Raw genomic sequence first — 16776 nt, 5'->3', positions numbered from 1 at the left:
CTATGTTACAGCTTAATTAAGCTTAAATGGCACCACCATTTGAAATTCCGGGATCTTTACTTCCAGTAGTTTCTTATCCAGCTGGTTCTCCATTTGATAAGTACCGTACATTTTGCCTATTTCGGTGCGAAGATTCGATCCCGAGACATACTGGTACGTTTCGCCGGGAGCCAGTAATGGCTGAACTCCTACAACGCCTTCACCTTCCACCTCGCGGTGGGTACCGTTAGAATCAATAATATACCAGTGACGACGGAGTAATTTGATGGGGAAAGTGTTATTATTCTCAATGGTTATACGGTAAGCAAACATAAATTCGCTTCCAATAGGATTTGAATAATCCGGCTGGTAGAATGTTTCCACGCTAATGGTGATGCCCTCAGTTACCTTCTTAACCATATAATCAACCTTTAACGTAAAAATAAGGAAAATAAAGCCAGTGGTTGTAAAAAATATGTTATTGGGTACACTTTAACGATTCTTTAAACTATTTCGATATCGTCGAGTATGTATGGATCTGCTTCTGCTGTCCTCGCTGCGACCTCAAAGCGATTCATATAATATCCCCGGCGGAAGTATTCCGTCAGATACAACCAAAGAAACTTTATCATGCCATGTTCCCGGTATTGTTTGATATGGCACACCTCATGTCGTACCCAGTAAGTATCTGCCATAAAAATATGGCGGGAGCTACCATGCAGATGAATGGTACTTCCCACCACCATGGCTATCTGCTTCACGCCCATTTTACGGGCGGCGATCGCAGCCAGCCAGGAACGTTCCTTTATGCGGCATCTTATTTTTTCCAATCTTTTTTCCCGAAGAGTGTAAATCTACGGGAAATATTGAAACCCCAGCGGAACTGTCCTTGTAGCCAGGAAGTGGTGGTTTCGGAAATAAACTGATTTTCCAGGATCGCTGTAGAGTTGGTAAAGGTTACGTGAAATACGTGTCCGCCGGTTTCTATTTCCAGTCCTATCCCCAGCGGCTGGTAATAGGTAGTGCTGCGGGAGGATTTGGCATAATCACTGGAAGCATTGGACCGAAACGGATAGTAATATTCAGCCAGGATGCCGATACGTTTGGATAATTTCAGCCGCCCGGCCGCTCCCAGTGCGAATATATTATTCATATCGTTGAAGGCTACCCGATTACGGTGTATGTAGGTAGGCAACAGCGTAAGCGACAGGCGGCGGCCGAATTTACGGGATACAATCGCCTGGGCTACATAACTCATACGGTCGGTAGTACTGCCAAAATAGCTCGCGGATGTTACTTCCTTCGCACTAGTCATCCCACTGATGACGGCATTACCAAAAAATGCCAGGGACACGGGAATGCTGTTGTCGGTAGATTGCTGCAGCAGCCGGTATTTCACGAGGCCTTCATAGAGTTGCTCCAGATCACCGCTACCTTTACTCCGGCTCACACCTACCATCAGGTTATCGGTAATACCATATTCAAAGGCGATGCGGATATCGGCGGCATTATCGACGCCAAAGAAGGTTTTGCTACCACCAAATTCACCGGCGGCATCTCCGAAACGGTGGGTCACACGGAAGTCCAGCTCGTGTGCCCGCAACATTTCGGTGGATTGTCCCATGACAATACGGGTGGACTTATAAGTATCCTTTACATAGGTACGGGGCGTACCTGTGCTGTCGAACAGTTTGCTCATGTCGTTCTGTGCCTGGCAGTAAGTGGCCATGGCAATGCTATATATCAGGAGGAAGGATCGTTTCATGGGAGATCGAGTTATTTGTTTACAATTTCATAGGCAGCTTGCACCGTGATGGCGACTACTTCTGCCACATTTTTCACTACCAGTGAGGGTATTTTGATGCGGTGGTCGGCTACGCGCACATTAAATGTCGCATTGACATTTAATGTATTTCCTTTCACGACCAGGGTACCTTTTTCCGTATAGTTTTTATCTACACCATGAATATTCAGTGTGCCCGTTACCGTTACCGGATAAGTACCGTCATTACGGAAGTCTGCAGCATCCTGAATGTTTCCTTTAAATTCTGCGAACGGATATTTTTCACTTTCCAGGTAGTTATCATTAAAGTGTTCTTCCATCAGCTTTTTCTTAAAGCGGAAAGAGGTAACCGGCACTTTAAAATAGACCACTTTTGTTTTTATGTTGATAGCAGATACACCCTGATCTGTTTTGGCTTCTATATTTTCCAGCGGCGCTTCCGAAAAGAAAGACAGGTGTACTTTCCGGCACGAATAAATATCCTGGGCCAGCGCCTGTGAGGCTAACAGACAAGCCCCTACGAAAAACAGCAGATATTTCATGTGTTTGTTTTTGGGAGTTATTGATCGGGCATTCCTTTGCTGATCCAGCAAGCGATGGAGTCTTTCATACCTTTTGTAAGGGGTGGAAACCGGGATGGCGGCATATTGGCCTGCGGTCCGGTAACCCTGGCTTCAAAAACAGCCCGGGAGTTACTGATGTAGGTTTTCAGTTTCTCGGGAGTGGAAAAGTCAGCCGCTACCGGCCCCCGGCCCGGGTGGCATTTACGGCTGGTACAATTAACCTGCAGGGCTTCAAATACATATGCCGTAGTAACCCTGGCTTTTTCACAACGAAAGGTAGTATCTACCGGGAGCACGGGAGCAGGGGCCTGCTCATTCTTACAGGCAGTCAGCCACAAACAGCCGCCCGCCAGCAACCATACAATTGTTTTCATAGGGTTCAGATTTTAGCTACTACCGGATACGAGGGATTGATAGAAATGGTTGCCTGGAGAGGCGGATTAAAATTGTTTAATATTACTATGACGAACCGCTTATTTTTGCACAAACATTACGCACCGTGAATATCGAACAGCTTTACAGCATCTACCAACAACACCGTAGTATCCAGACAGACACCCGTAAACTGCAACCCAACGATATCTTTTTTGCCCTGAAAGGAGGAAACTTCAACGGCAATGAATTTGCCGCCAAAGCGCTGGAAATGGGCGCCGCTTTTGCCGTAGTGGACGAAGCCCCTTATTTTACCGTGCCGGAAAAGATGATGCTGGTAACAGATGTACTCGACACCCTGCAACAGCTGGCCCTGTGGCACCGGCAGCAATTAAACATTCCTTTCCTGGCCATTACCGGCACCAACGGTAAAACCACTACCAAAGAACTGGTATATACCGCCCTGTCGGCCGGCTTTAAAACCCACGCCACCATCGGTAATCTGAATAATCATATCGGCGTTCCCCTCACGATTCTCAGCATACCACCCGACGTGGAGATAGCTGTAATAGAAATGGGCGCCAACCACCAAAAGGAAATAGCCAGCTATTGCCGGATCGCCTTACCCACACACGGGATCATCACCAATATCGGAAAGGCACACCTGGAAGGATTTGGCAGTGAAGAGGGCGTACGGATAGCCAAAGGAGAGTTGTACGACTTTCTGCGGGCCAACGACGGAACCGTGTTCGTGTGTAACGATTATGGCTACCTCACGGATATGAGCAAAGGCATCCCGCACATCGTGACCTATGGCAGTAAAACAGCCGACTACACCGGCGAAGTACATGCCGGCGATGCATTGCTGGGCGTACAGGTAACCGGCAACAGCCAGGTAGGATTTATACAAACCCACCTCACCGGCGCCTATAACTTCCCGAATGTGATGGCAGCCGTGGCGGTAGCCAGTCACTTCGGTGTACCGGAAAATAAGATAGCACCGGCTTTGGCGGCATATACCCCCTCCAATAACCGCTCACAGGTGATCCGGCAGGATAGCAATACCATTATCATGGATGCCTACAATGCCAATCCATCCAGTATGCGGGCCGCTATTGAAAATTTTGCCGGTATACAGGCTCCTAAAAAAGTATTGCTGCTGGGTGCTATGATGGAATTAGGCGCAGATAGCATCAAAGAACATGAAGCCCTGGTACAGTTACTGCAAAATACCCATTGGGAAGCTGTGGTATTGGTTGGCGGCGATTTTAAAAAGGTTAACCATCCTTACATTTTCCTGGAAAATGCCGCTGAAGCCCGCAACTGGCTGCAACAGCAACAATTCACCGATACTTATATACTCATCAAAGGCTCCCGCAGTACCGGTATGGAAAAGGTACTCGCCTGATAAATGCCGGCAGGGTGAATTGCGTAGCTGTATCTGGTTGGATATTCCTGCGTAATTCGCCCTGGTAGCAACAAAGCAGGGAATGATGCTCCCTTTCTGTGCATTTTGCACAATTAAAGGAACATAGCAGCGTTTATAGAAGAAAACAAGCCATTGCTGTTTATCCTCAAAGCAGTTATTTACATGAAAAGATAAGGCTGGTAATATCAGAAGAAGCCGGCTTAAAAAAAAGACCTGCAAGCTAAAAAACCCGCAGGTGTTCATAACCTATGCCAACTTTAGAGTAATCGTAAAAACTTAAACTATAGTAACAGGAAGTTTAAGCTTTATAATATTTTGAATATTGTTATTTTTTTGTTTTGTAAGTGTTGATATAGAGATAACGTAATGGAAAATGTATTTGTTCAAAAATTTGAAAATAATTTTGGTTTAATTTTTTAACCGCGTCATTCAGTTGATCGTTCACGTCATTCCGGGGTGTGCTTCTGAATTATGTACGAATAACATTTTCCTTTGGATTGCTAAAATGGAAAAAAAATAAAAAAAATATTTATTATTTATTATCAAAATGTATAAACAATTATTTATCTGATCTCTTGACAAATTTCTATCAGCACTCCATTTGTATTTTTAGGGTGTAAAAAGCAAATCAGCTTGTTATCAGCCCCCCTTTTAGGCGTCTCACTCAACAATACAAAGCCTTCTTCCTGTAACCGTTTCATCTCTGCCTCAATATCTGCCACTTCAAAAGCAATGTGGTGGATACCTTCTCCCTTCTTATCCAGAAACCGGGCAATCGGACTTTCCGGCCGGGTAGCTTCCAGCAGCTCTATTTTAGTGCTTCCTTGTTGAAAAAAAGCAGTTTGCACGGCTTCACCGGTTACTTCCTCTCTTTTGTAACAAGGCGTATGCAGTAATTTCTCAAACAGGGGTACAGATATTTCCAGCGAGTTAACGGCAATTCCGATATGTTCTACGTTCAGCATGTTTTTTTTGTTGGGGCAGTACACCGGAAACCTCCTGTTACTGCCTGGTTATGGACGATGTGGTTATCCGGTAAAAATAGAACTTATGTCGTAAATTTGACCCGTTTCTCTTTACGAATATAAACGGCTATCAAGATGCTGAAACTCCCGGTATACCTGGATTATAATGCCACCACTCCCTGCGACCCCAGGGTAGTAACCACCATGTTGCCTTACTTCACGGAGATTTTCGGCAATGCAGCCAGTCGCAGCCACGCTTTTGGCTGGGCGGCGGAAGAAGCCATCACACATGCCCGGGAGCAGGTAGCCGCCCTGATTGGTGCAGAAACAAAAGAAATCATTTTCACCTCCGGCGCCACGGAAGCGATTAACCTGGCCATTAAAGGCGTCTATGAAACCTACACCACCAAAGGCAATCACCTGATTACCGTGGCTACGGAACATAAAGCAGTGCTGGATACCTGCAAACACCTGGAAAAACAGGGGGCACAGGTTACCTATCTGCCAACAGACCCCGAAGGGTTTATTGACCTGGCCCAGCTGGAAGCTGCCATTACCCCGCAAACAATTCTTATTACAGTCATGTACGCCAATAACGAAACAGGACTGATACAGCCGGTAAAACAAATCAGCGATATCGCGCGGCGGCACGGCGTATTATTTATGACGGATGCTTCTCAGGCTGCCGGCAAAATTCCGGTAGATGTAAATGCAGATGGGATCGATCTGCTGGCGTTTTCCTCTCATAAAATGTATGGCCCCAAAGGCGTAGGCGCTTTATATGTACGCCGTAAATCTCCCCGGGTTAAAATAACCGCCCAGCTAGACGGTGGCGGCCATGAAAACGGGATGCGTTCCGGTACCCTCAATGTAAGCGGCATTGCCGGTTTCGGCATGGCATGTGAACTTTGCAGGACGGAAATGCCGGCGGAAGCGGCCCGCCTTGCCGGGTTAAGGGATCGGCTTGAGCAGGCGCTGTTACAGCTGGAAGCCACCGCTGTCAATGGCAGTACGGCCCATCGCCTGCCACACGTCAGCAACCTGTCTTTCAAATATGTGGAAAGCGAAAGCCTGCTGATGGGCTTTCACAAAAGTATTGCGGTATCTTCCGGGTCGGCCTGTACTTCGGCTTCCATGGCGCCTAGCCACGTGCTGAAAGCCATGGGCCTGAGCGATGAACTGGCACATGCTTCCATCCGTTTCGGGCTGGGACGTTTTACCACGGAAGCAGAAATCGATTATGCCATCACCACCATAACAGCCGCTATCCTGCAACACAGGGCAGTAAGCCCGCTGTGGGAAATGTATAAAGCCGGTGTAGACCTGGATGCTATTCCCCGGAATCGTCACTAGGAGGCAGTTCCCGGCCGCGCCCGGACTGATTTCCACCTCTCCCTGTTTTACGGAAAAAATACGCCCGCCGGCTACACAATAAAAAGGCACGCGGCTAACTGCCAAAAGCTTTTATATTTGTACTTTCACTTATACTAATCCTTATAAAACTGTTCATGCTAGCCATCTTTAAGAAAGAGATTAACCAGTTCTTCAGCAGTGTTACCGGCTACGTAGCCATCATCCTGTTTTTGCTGGCCAACGGGCTTCTCCTTTTTGTTTTTCCGGATACCAGCTTACTCGATACCGGCTACGCTAACCTGGACCCGCTGTTTGACCTTGCGCCGCTGATTTATCTGCTGCTGATACCGGCTATCACCATGCGTTGTTTTGCGGATGAATTCCGGTCCAACACCATAGAACTGCTCAGCACCAAACCACTCACCTGGTGGCAGATTGTACTGGGCAAATTCTGGGGCAGCGTGCTGATTGTGGCTATCTCGCTTTTACCGACTGTGGTGTATTACATAGCGGTAAAGCAACTGAGCATAGATCATCACCAGTTGGATAATGGCGGCATACTGGGTGCTTATACCGGCTTACTCTTGCTGGGCGGCGTTTTCACCGCTATCGGTATCTGGTCGTCTTCTCTCACCAATAATGCCATGATTGCTTTTCTGATCGCTGTATTCACCTGCTTTATTTTTTACAACGGCTTTGATGCCCTCAGTAAAATCCCTGCCCTGAGCGGCGGAGCAGATTACTACCTGCAAATGGCTGGTATTAAGTTTCACTACCAATCCATCAGCCGGGGTGTGATCGACAGTCGGGACGTGATCTATTTCATCAGCCTGATCGGATTAATGCTTTATCTGACTAAATTATCTTTACAAAGAAAACTCTGGCAAAACAGTTAATATCCGGTTTCTGATTTATCCGGATATTACTGGTATCAGTTGTGACTACTATCTGAAAACGCCTGTCCGGGTAACAAAATTACCTACATCTAAATAGTATGGCTAAACGAAAAAAATATATCCAGCGTGCAGTAACTGTCATCCTGTTACTCACCGGCCTCAATATAGCAGCAGCCTATTTTCACGGCAGATGGGATCTTACCGCAGAAAAAAGATATACACTCACCAGCCATACCCGGCAACTGTTGCGGCAACTCAATAGTCCCGTGGAAATTGAAGTATTTCTGAAAGGAGATTATCCGGCCAGTTTCCGGCAGCTGGCTACTGCCACCAATGAGCTATTGGAAGAGTTCCGCGAATACGGCAAACAAAATATCAAATTCGTATTCGTGAATCCGGGACAGGGGTTGCCTGATTCATCCCGGATGAAGGTACTGGGAGAACTGACGGCACAGGGTATCATGCCTTTCAATATGAAAGTGCAGGAAGATGCCGGTGACGGATTTGCCACTAAACTCATCTTTCCCGGTGCCCTGGTACATTACAAAGGAAAAACCATAGGGGTCAATCTGCTCAAAAATCAGGGCGGACAAGATCCCATGCAAACCATGAATAACTCCGAAGCCTTGCTGGAGTACCAGTTTGCCAATGCCATCAGCAAACTGCAGGAAGAAAAAAAGCCGCTTATAGGCTACATGATGGGGCATGGTGAATCGCTCGGAGCGGAAGTATACGATGCCCTGAATACGCTGCAAAGCAGCTATGAACTGGACACGCTTACGCTGCAGGGTACGGATTACATCCCCCGTGATTTCAACATTATCCTGTTTGCCAAGCCCGCAGCTGCTTTCAGCGATGCCGACAAACTGAAAATAGACCAATACGTGATGAATGGCGGTAAAGTACTGTGGTTCATTGACGAATCCAGTGCATCGATGGACAGCCTGCAAAGACATCCGGAGTTTTATGCCTTCGATCGCGGGCTTAACCTGGAAGACCTGTTGTTCCGCTATGGCGTACGTATTAACCAGGACCTGCTGCAAGACCTGCAGTGCGACGTAGTACCGCTGGTAGTGGGTAATGTAGGCAACCGGCCGCAAATACAACCCGTGCCTTTCCCTTATTTCCCCATGCTGACACCTACCGGTCATCATGCCATCGTAAAAAACCTGGACCTGGTGCTGAGCCGCTTTGTCAGCTCCCTGGATACCATCAAAAACGAATCAATCCGTAAAACCATCCTGCTCACCACTTCTGTCAACAGCCGTACGGTACGTATTCCGGCGCAGGTAAGCTGGGATATGGTACGTACACGGCCCAATCCCCGGGAATTCCGGCAACAACATGTGCCTGCAGCCGTATTGCTGGAAGGACATTTCACCTCGTTGTTCCGCAACCGGCAGGACCCTGTGCTCGTCAGCAGATTGGAACAGGCATCCAAACAAGCCTTTAAAGCCACCTCCGACAGCAGTAACCAGATGATTGTGGTAAGTGATGGCGATCTGATTGCCAATGCGGTTTCCCGCAAAGATGGGCCTCTGCAGATGGGTATCAACGAATACAATCCCGGATTTGCTTTTGCCAACAAGGAGTTTTTCCTGAATTGCCTGGAATATCTCAGTGGCAACAACGGTGTGATGGAAGCACGCAATAAAGAGTTAACACTGCGCCTGCTCGATGCAGAAAAAGTTAAACGGGAGAAAACAAAATGGCAGGTAATCTGCTTCCTGGTACCTGTAGGACTGGTGCTTCTGTTTGCTATGATCTTCCAGTTTATCCGGCAAAGAAAATTTGTTGCCTGATCATAATACTGTTCTTAACATCCGGAGAAGATTCACTGGCAATTATATGCAAATATTTGCTCATGAATCTTCCCGGAAATCCCGCTCTCCCTTCTCTTCTCCCATAACTTTAATTCCGGCGTGTTCAGGGAAAAACATGCTGAATTTCATATCTTTGCCGCTCACCAAATTGATTTTGGTCGCATGACACCCATCCAGTGGACGTACCTCACTTTCGCTATTGTGATAGTCCTTGCACTGATTTTTGACCTGGGCCTGTTCAGTAAAAAAAATCAGAAAACAACTATCAAAACTGCATTATTACAAAGTATTTTCTGGGTTGGGTTGTCAGTTCTTTTTTTCGGGTATATGTGGTATGAAGACGGTGCAGAAACTGCCCTCAGTTTTATGAGCGCCTATCTCATGGAGAAGTCACTCTCTATAGATAATATTTTTGTTTTTATACTACTATTCAATTTCTTCAAAATAAAAGAAGAAAACTACTCCCGGGTATTGCTGATAGGGATTTTGATGGCACTGGTATTCAGAGCTGTTTTTATCAGCGTAGGTGTAGTATTGATTCAGCGATTTGACTGGATACTATATATTTTCGGGGTATTCCTGATTTATACCGGTATCAAAATGTTTGTCGCCAATCCGGATGATGAATTTAAACCGGAAGAAAATGTTGTTTACCGGTTTATGAACAAATACATGCGGGTAACCACCGAAGATCCGAAAGGGCGCTTCGTCATCCGCAAACATAATAAGGCTTATCTTACCACGTTATCACTGGTAGTAGTGATGCTGGCTGTGACGGATATTATATTTGCAGTGGATTCCATTCCTGCTGTATTTGCAATATCACAGCAACCGGTAGTCGTATACACTTCCAATATATTTGCCGTATTGGGGTTAAGATCCCTCTTCTTTTTGTTGAGAGGGGCGGTAGATAAATTTGAGTATCTGCCACAGGGTATTGCTATCATACTTGTTTTCATAGGACTAAAAATGCTGGCAGCGTATTTTATACATATACCCGTATACGTATCACTCATCATGATCGTACTATGCCTTGGAGGTTCCATTCTTTATTCGCTCTATCATCAGCAAAAAGAATCACCGGTAGAAAAGTGAAGTAAAAAAGCAGTAGTGAAACATGTTTTCACGCCTGCAAACTGATTATTCAAATCTGATAAACGTGTATAACGCAGCAAGCATCAACAAGACCCTGAAAGGGGAATTGTTGCAAGAGACCGGATTTTCTGAAATTGATCATCTTTTATTGGACAGCCGGAAGTTAAGTTTCCCGGAGACATCGTTGTTTATTGCCCTGGTAAGTCCACGCCGTAATGCCCACCAATACATAGAAGAGCTGTACCGCAAAGGTGTCAGCAATTTTATTGTCAGTGAGCCCGTACCACTGGAAAACTACCCCAACGCCAACTTTATTCTTGTAAAGGATACGTTGCAGGCCCTCCATACCCTGGTGGCCTCTCACCGGCACCAGTTTCATATTCCGGTGATCGGCATTACCGGCAGTAATGGTAAAACCATCGTAAAAGAATGGCTCTATCAATTACTGGAAAAGGATTACAACATTGTTCGCAGTCCTAAAAGCTACAACTCTCAGATCGGGGTGCCTTTATCCGTATGGCAGATGAAAGCAGAACACCAGCTGGCTATCTTTGAAGCCGGCATTTCCCAGCCGGGAGAAATGGTGAACCTGGAAAAGATTATCCGGCCTACGATCGGCATCTTTACCAACATCGGAGAAGCACATAGCGAAGGCTTTCTGAATATCCGGCAGAAGATTAACGAGAAGCTCGTATTATTTGCCAAAAGCGATATCCTGATCTACTGCAAAGACTACCTGGCACTCAACGAATGCGTACTGGCTTTCCACAACCAGGTAGGTAAAAAAGAAAACCAGGAAGGAGGCCCCGAGCTGTTTTCCTGGTCCCGGAAAACAGATGCAGACCTGCGTATCATCAGCGCCGATAAAAACGATAACCATACCCGTATAGACGCCCTGTACAAACAGGAGCCGCTGCATATCACCATTCCCTTTGTGGATGAGGGTTCTATCGAAAATGCCATTCATTGCTGGGCACTGATGCTTTACCTGGGTAAAGAACAGGAGGTTATCCAGCAGCGCATGGATCAGCTGAACAATATTGCGATGCGCCTGGAACTGAAACAGGGTATCAACAACAGCTCCGTGATCAACGACAGCTATAACCTGGACCTGGGCTCACTCACGATTGCGCTGGATTTTCTGCAGCAACAGCAGCAGCATGCCACCCGCACCGTGATCCTCAGCGATATCCTGCAAAGCGGTAAGAGCGATGCCTCTCTTTATGAAGAGGTAGCCGATCTCCTGCAGAAAAAAGGGATCAACCGACTGATTGCCATCGGTAAAAATATCAGCCGGGAAAAGAAATGCTTTCAACAGATAGAAGGTTTAAAGACCCAGTTCTTTACCACTACTGACGAATATATTCAGCAATTCAATGCAGATGATTTTGAGAACGAAACCATTCTGGTAAAAGGCTCCCGCGTTTTCCAGTTTGAACGTATCGGTAAACTGCTGGAACAAAAAGCCCATCAGACCATCCTGGAAATCAACCTGAGCGCCATTGCCCACAACGTGAAACTGTATCAGTCACTGGTAAAACCCGGTACACGGCTGATGGCGATGGTAAAGGCCTTTTCCTATGGCAGCGGCAGTTTTGAAATTGCGAACCTGCTGCAGTTTCATGGGGTAGACTACCTTGCGGTAGCCTATGCCGATGAAGGGGTAGAACTGCGCCGGGCGGGTATTACCATGCCTATTATGGTGATGAACCCGGAACCTGCCAGCTTCGACGCCATCCTGCACTGGAACCTGGAGCCGGAAATCTATTCCATGCAGATTCTGCAACAGTTTATGGAAGAAGTCAGCGCGGCAGGCAAAACAGATTTCCCCATCCACATTAAACTGGATACAGGTATGCACCGCCTGGGCTTTGTGAAAAGCGAAGTAACCGCACTGGCGCAGATCCTGACCACTACGCCTGTGATGAAGGTACAGTCTATCTTCAGCCACCTGGCTGCCAGTGAAGATCCTGAAAAGGATGCGCTCACCCAGCAACAGGGCAAACTCTTCTTTGATATGAGTCATGAGCTGCAGAAAGCATTGGGATATACCGTTATCCGCCACATTGCCAACAGCGCCGCTATCAGCCGGCATCCGGAGCTGCACCTGGATATGGTGCGCCTGGGTATTGGCATGTATGGTATCGACAGCAGCAACGGTATTCAGGACCAGCTGCGTCAGGTTAGCACCCTGAAAACCACCATTGCCCAGCTGAAACACCTGGAACCGGGCGACACAGTAGGGTATGGGGCCAGATGGGCCGCCAGCGAACCTTCCGTGACAGCCACCGTACGGATCGGCTATGCAGACGGGTACCCCCGCCGTTTAAGCAATGGTATCGGCAAAATGCTGATCCGGGGCAAACTGGCGCCGGTAGTAGGTACCATCGCTATGGATATGCTGATGCTGGATGTGACACATATCCCGGATGTAATGGAAGGGGATGAGGTAATTGTTTTTGGTCCGGGCCTGCCTGTACAGGAACTGGCCGACTGGGCGCAAACCATTCCCTATGAAATATTAACAGGAATTTCACAGCGGGTAAAACGGGTATATTTCCAGGAATAATAGGATATTGCATTTCTGACTTTGAAATAATCTGTTATTTTTGATAAAATTTTAATATCAATTGAAATATCGTCACGTAGTATTTATCGTTATCCTTATCCTGGCTATTGACCAGGCCTTGAAATTCTGGATCAAGACCCATATGTTCATGCAGGAGGAATTTATCATATTCCCCAACTGGTTCCGTATTCATTTTATTGAAAATGAAGGAATGGCCTATGGATTAAAATTTGGTGGCGATTTCGGAAAGATCCTGCTCACGCTTTTCCGTCTGGTAGCGGTAGTAGTAGGTTTTGTGTATATGAAACGACTGGTCAAAGAAAAATACAGTACCGGCTTGCTGATTTGCGGCTCCCTGATACTGGCTGGCGCTGCGGGTAACCTGATCGACAGTATGTTCTATGGCCTTATTTTCAATGATAGCATTGGTTATGAAGTAGCGAAGTTTCTGCCTTCCGGTGGCGGTTATGGCAGCTTCCTGCACGGCCGTGTGGTGGATATGCTGTATTTCCCCATTTATGAAGGTTATCTCCCTAAATGGATACCCTTCAAAGGAGGCGATTACTTTGTATTCTTCCGCCCGGTATTTAATATTGCCGATGCCGCTATTTCTGTTGGGGTGATCACCATCCTGCTTTTCCAGAAGCGATTCTTGGGTAAACACATGCAACCTTCCGGTGGCGAAAAAGCGATCGTAAAAGATACCATCAGCTAAGACCTTCCGGTTTACCTTATACATGGCGCATAGTACATGATACTATGCGCCATTTTTTTGCCTGTCCGTCACCTTTTTATACGTTGCCCCATCTTCCAATTATCGCATTGTTAGCTGATTAGCCCGCCCACTGCAGTCTGTGGGCAGCAGCCCGCTCCTTTTTTTCAATAAATCCGCCTATTTGCTTTGAAATAAAGGAGACCCTCGTTATATTTGTCTACTAATTCTATAGACTATATGACTATTGGATCATTACAGTACCTTTTAGCAAATCGATGTTGAGTCACAGCAAAGGCTTTTCCGACCCCTCCGGCAATCGTTTTAACTATCCAAAATCTATAACATCAACTTACAACGTAATGCAACATTTTTTGCCTATACTCATCAGGTACTTCTTTATTATGTTGGTACTCAGTCCAACCTTTGTTCAGGCACAGCTCAATGGTTCGTACGTCATACAAGGCAATATTACAGATGATCATGGCATCGGCCTTCCCGGTGCATCTGTTCAGATCAAAGGCACTTCTTTCGGCGCACAGACAGATACCAGTGGTCATTTCGATATTACCACCAATACCAAATTTCCCCTGCGGCTGGTCATCCGGCTGATTGGCTATCAACCACAGGAATTTGAAGTTAAAAACAGCACCAGTAAACTGGCCATCCAGCTGTTTACCCAATCGCTGCTGGTCAATGAAGTAGTGGTATCCGCTTCGCGGCAACAGGAAAAGTTGCTGCGTTCTCCCGTAGCCATTGAAAAGCTGGATATCCGGGCCTTAAAAGAAACCCCTTCTTCTACTTTTTACGATGCCCTCGGTAACCTGAAAGGAGTACAGATGACAACAGCAGGGCTTACCTTCAAAGTATTCAATACCCGTGGTTTCAATGTTCCCAACAACTTCCGGTTCATGCAGCTTGTAGATGGCGTCGATAACCAGGCCGCTACGCTGGGCGTACCCCTGGGAAATGCCATCGGCCCCACCGAACTGGATATACTCAGCGTGGAAGTCACTCCCGGCGCCTCTTCCGCCTTATACGGCATGAATGCCATCAACGGGATGTCGAACCTGGTTACCAAAAATCCGTTCCTGTATCAGGGTGTAAGCGTTTATCAGAAAATAGCCGTGAATCACGTAGGAGATGGCGGTGGCGCCAAACCACTAACGGAAACAGCTATACGCTATGCGCAGGCCTACAATAAATGGTTTGCCTGGAAAATAAACCTGAGCTACATGCAGGGCACCGACTGGTATGCCGACAGTCATGATGATTTCAACCCGCAAAGCAAGGCGAATCCTGACTTCCCGGCATTAAGCGGGGAAAACAACATCGCCAACGATGCCTGGAACAAATATGCCGACCAAACCAACAAACTCATTGTAGCAGCCGATAAACATGCCTATAGGGTAGGGCGTACCGGCTACTGGGAAAAAGACCTGGTAGGTGATTATACCGTGAAAAATAAAAAAGCGGATGTGTCTTTCAATTTCCGCCTGCCGCATCAGCTGGAACTCTCTTATGCTTACCGCTATGGCCAGATGGATGGCTTCTTTCAGCGCGGTAACCGTATCGGGCTGAGAGGAGTAGAAGTGCAGAACCACAAGCTGGAACTGGTACATCCTGACTTTACCATTCGTTCCTATGTATCCATCGAAAATACCGGCAATTCCTATAACATGAACCCATTGGCAGATAACCTGGAAAAGTCATTCAAATCAGATGATGTCTGGTTCAAAGACTATACCACGGGGCTCAACAAAGCACTGGGCGACAAACTGGACATTGCCGCTGCACACCGCGCTGCACGTGCCTTTGCGGATGCAGGCAGATGGACGCCCGGCACACCTGCCTTTGATGCGCAGGTAGCCAAAATAAAGGGCGTCAATGACTGGGATATATACCCTACGTCCAAAGATCCCTCCAATACCACCGGCGGCGCTGCCTTGCTGCAGATGAGCCGTTTCTATCATACCGAAGGCACCTGGAACCTCCGGAAATATATCCGGTTTGCAGATGTGCTGGTGGGCGCTGATTACCGCACCTATGAAATCATTCCGGACGGCAACAACTTTGTAGACTTCACCCGCGCCCTGGACAAACGTAATCAAAGTGGCGGCAAACATATCTGGTATGGTAAAACCGGCGGATTTGTACAGGTCAGCAAAACCTTTTTTAACGATGCCCTCAAGCTAACCGGCTCGTTGCGCTATGATAAAAACGAACAGTTTGAAGGCAAGATCAATCCGCGTATTGCCGCTGTATACAGCATCAAGGACAAACATAATTTCCGGGTATCCTGGCAGAATGGATTCCGCTTCCCTTCGCTGTTTGAAGCCTATTCCTTTGTCAACAACGGCCAGGTAAGAAGGGTCGGCGGGCTCGCCTTTATTGAAGAAGGATTAGGATATTTTAAAAACTCATATCTCACTTCTTCGGTAGATGCCTTTAATACTGCCGTCATCAAAACCATCAATGCCGAACCAGGTATTAGCCAGGCCGATGCCGCTGCAAAAAATGCAGGCGTCCTGAAAGTAGCCAACCTTAATCCGATTGTGCCGGAGCAGATCACAGCTTTTGAAGCCGGTTACAAGGCGGTATTACTGAACAACAGGCTGTTTATCGATGTGGATGGCTATTACAGTTCCTATAAAAATTTCATCGGACAGGTAGAAGTATCTGTACCTAAAACCGGCGATGTCAATCATCCGGATGCTTCCGTACTGGATCAGATGCTGGATAAAAAGAAACTGAACCGCTACCGTGTATGGACCAATAGTACTTCTACTGTTAACAACTACGGATTTGCAGTAGCGGTGACTTACGATATCTATAAAAACTTTACCCTCAGCGGTAACGCCAACTACAACAAACTGGAACAGGATAAAACCAAGGATGATGCATTGATCCCCGGCTTCAATACCCCACGCTGGTTTACCAACCTCAGTATCGGCAACCGGAATGTACTGCCAAATCTGGGTTTCAATGTAGTATGGCACTGGCAGGAACGGTTCTATTGGCAGAACCTCTTTGGTAATGGAGATGTACCTGCTTACAGCACCGTAGATGCACAGGTTACCTATCGGGTTCCCAAGCTGAAAACATCGTTTAAACTGGGTGCATCCAACCTGTTCAATACGGCTTATTTCCAGTATGTAGGTGGGCCAACCATCCGTGGATTGTATTATTTCACGGTGACCTATGACAACGTGTTTAAAAGAAAATAAACGACTTCCC

Annotated in this window: 14 protein-coding genes; 8 read left to right on the top strand and 6 right to left on the bottom strand. The window is 46.8% G+C overall.

All coding sequences use genetic code 11. From position 1 onward, the window contains the following. Window positions 1-12 precede the first annotated feature (12 nt). The 5 genes from apaG to OL444_RS05425 form a co-directional block, all read right to left on the bottom strand. Entirely contained in the window at window positions 13-399 is a 387-nt protein-coding gene (gene apaG / locus OL444_RS05445) for a Co2+/Mg2+ efflux facilitator ApaG/CorD (protein ID WP_143304535.1), read from the bottom strand. A gap of 83 nt (window positions 400-482) precedes the next feature. Continuing rightward, window positions 483-809, bottom strand: a complete 327-nt coding sequence (locus tag OL444_RS05440; protein ID WP_264734244.1) for a DUF4157 domain-containing protein — start codon at window positions 807-809, stop codon at window positions 483-485. Continuing rightward, a complete protein-coding gene (locus OL444_RS05435) occupies window positions 797-1744 on the bottom strand; it encodes a DUF5777 family beta-barrel protein (RefSeq protein WP_264734245.1) in 948 nt (315 codons plus the stop codon). The genes OL444_RS05440 and OL444_RS05435 overlap by 13 nt, the downstream gene beginning before the upstream one ends. An 11-nt stretch (window positions 1745-1755) precedes the next feature. After that, window positions 1756-2304 (bottom strand): YceI family protein, encoded by a 549-nt coding sequence (locus OL444_RS05430; protein WP_264734246.1) that lies wholly within the window; start codon window positions 2302-2304, stop codon window positions 1756-1758. 17 nt (window positions 2305-2321) lie between these two features. Further along, entirely contained in the window at window positions 2322-2699 is a 378-nt protein-coding gene (locus OL444_RS05425) for a hypothetical protein (RefSeq protein WP_264734247.1), read from the bottom strand. Window positions 2700-2824: 125 nt separating this feature from the next. On the opposite strand from OL444_RS05425, the gene OL444_RS05420 reads away from it, so the two are divergent. Further along, entirely contained in the window at window positions 2825-4105 is a 1281-nt protein-coding gene (locus OL444_RS05420) for a UDP-N-acetylmuramoyl-tripeptide--D-alanyl-D-alanine ligase (RefSeq protein WP_264734248.1), read from the top strand. 584 nt (window positions 4106-4689) lie between these two features. Here the strand turns inward: OL444_RS05420 and mce are convergent. Continuing rightward, entirely contained in the window at window positions 4690-5091 is a 402-nt protein-coding gene (mce, locus tag OL444_RS05415) for a methylmalonyl-CoA epimerase (RefSeq protein ID WP_264734249.1), read from the bottom strand. 135 nt (window positions 5092-5226) lie between these two features. Between mce and OL444_RS05410 the strand changes: the two genes are divergently transcribed. The 7 genes from OL444_RS05410 to OL444_RS05380 all read left to right on the top strand — a co-directional run bounded on the left by OL444_RS05410 (window position 5227) and on the right by OL444_RS05380 (window position 16766). Then, window positions 5227-6444 carry an IscS subfamily cysteine desulfurase gene (locus OL444_RS05410; protein WP_307734779.1) on the top strand — a complete coding sequence of 406 codons (1218 nt, stop codon included), beginning with the start codon at window positions 5227-5229 and terminating at the stop codon, window positions 6442-6444. 155 nt (window positions 6445-6599) lie between these two features. Continuing rightward, a complete protein-coding gene (gene gldF / locus OL444_RS05405; RefSeq protein ID WP_264734250.1) occupies window positions 6600-7340 on the top strand; it encodes a gliding motility-associated ABC transporter permease subunit GldF in 741 nt (246 codons plus the stop codon). Between the two features lie 98 nt (window positions 7341-7438). Further along, window positions 7439-9142, top strand: a complete 1704-nt coding sequence (gene gldG / locus OL444_RS05400) for a gliding motility-associated ABC transporter substrate-binding protein GldG (RefSeq protein WP_264734251.1) — start codon at window positions 7439-7441, stop codon at window positions 9140-9142. A 183-nt stretch (window positions 9143-9325) separates the two neighbouring features. Then, window positions 9326-10258: a TerC/Alx family metal homeostasis membrane protein gene (locus OL444_RS05395; protein WP_264734252.1), complete on the top strand. Its 933-nt coding sequence runs from the start codon at window positions 9326-9328 to the stop codon at window positions 10256-10258. A 64-nt stretch (window positions 10259-10322) separates the two neighbouring features. Continuing rightward, window positions 10323-12827 carry a bifunctional UDP-N-acetylmuramoyl-tripeptide:D-alanyl-D-alanine ligase/alanine racemase gene (locus tag OL444_RS05390; RefSeq protein ID WP_264734253.1) on the top strand — a complete coding sequence of 835 codons (2505 nt, stop codon included), beginning with the start codon at window positions 10323-10325 and terminating at the stop codon, window positions 12825-12827. Window positions 12828-12888: 61 nt separating this feature from the next. Beyond that, a complete protein-coding gene (locus OL444_RS05385; protein WP_264734254.1) occupies window positions 12889-13542 on the top strand; it encodes a lipoprotein signal peptidase in 654 nt (217 codons plus the stop codon). A 359-nt stretch (window positions 13543-13901) separates the two neighbouring features. Then, window positions 13902-16766, top strand: a complete 2865-nt coding sequence (locus tag OL444_RS05380) for a TonB-dependent receptor (RefSeq protein ID WP_264734255.1) — start codon at window positions 13902-13904, stop codon at window positions 16764-16766. The last annotated feature ends 10 nt before the right edge of the window (window positions 16767-16776 follow it).

The organism is Chitinophaga nivalis, from assembly GCF_025989125.1.
Lineage (GTDB): Bacteria > Bacteroidota > Bacteroidia > Chitinophagales > Chitinophagaceae > Chitinophaga > Chitinophaga nivalis.
Note: the sequence above shows the minus strand (reverse complement) of the source record. Positions and strands in the feature narration are given on the sequence as shown.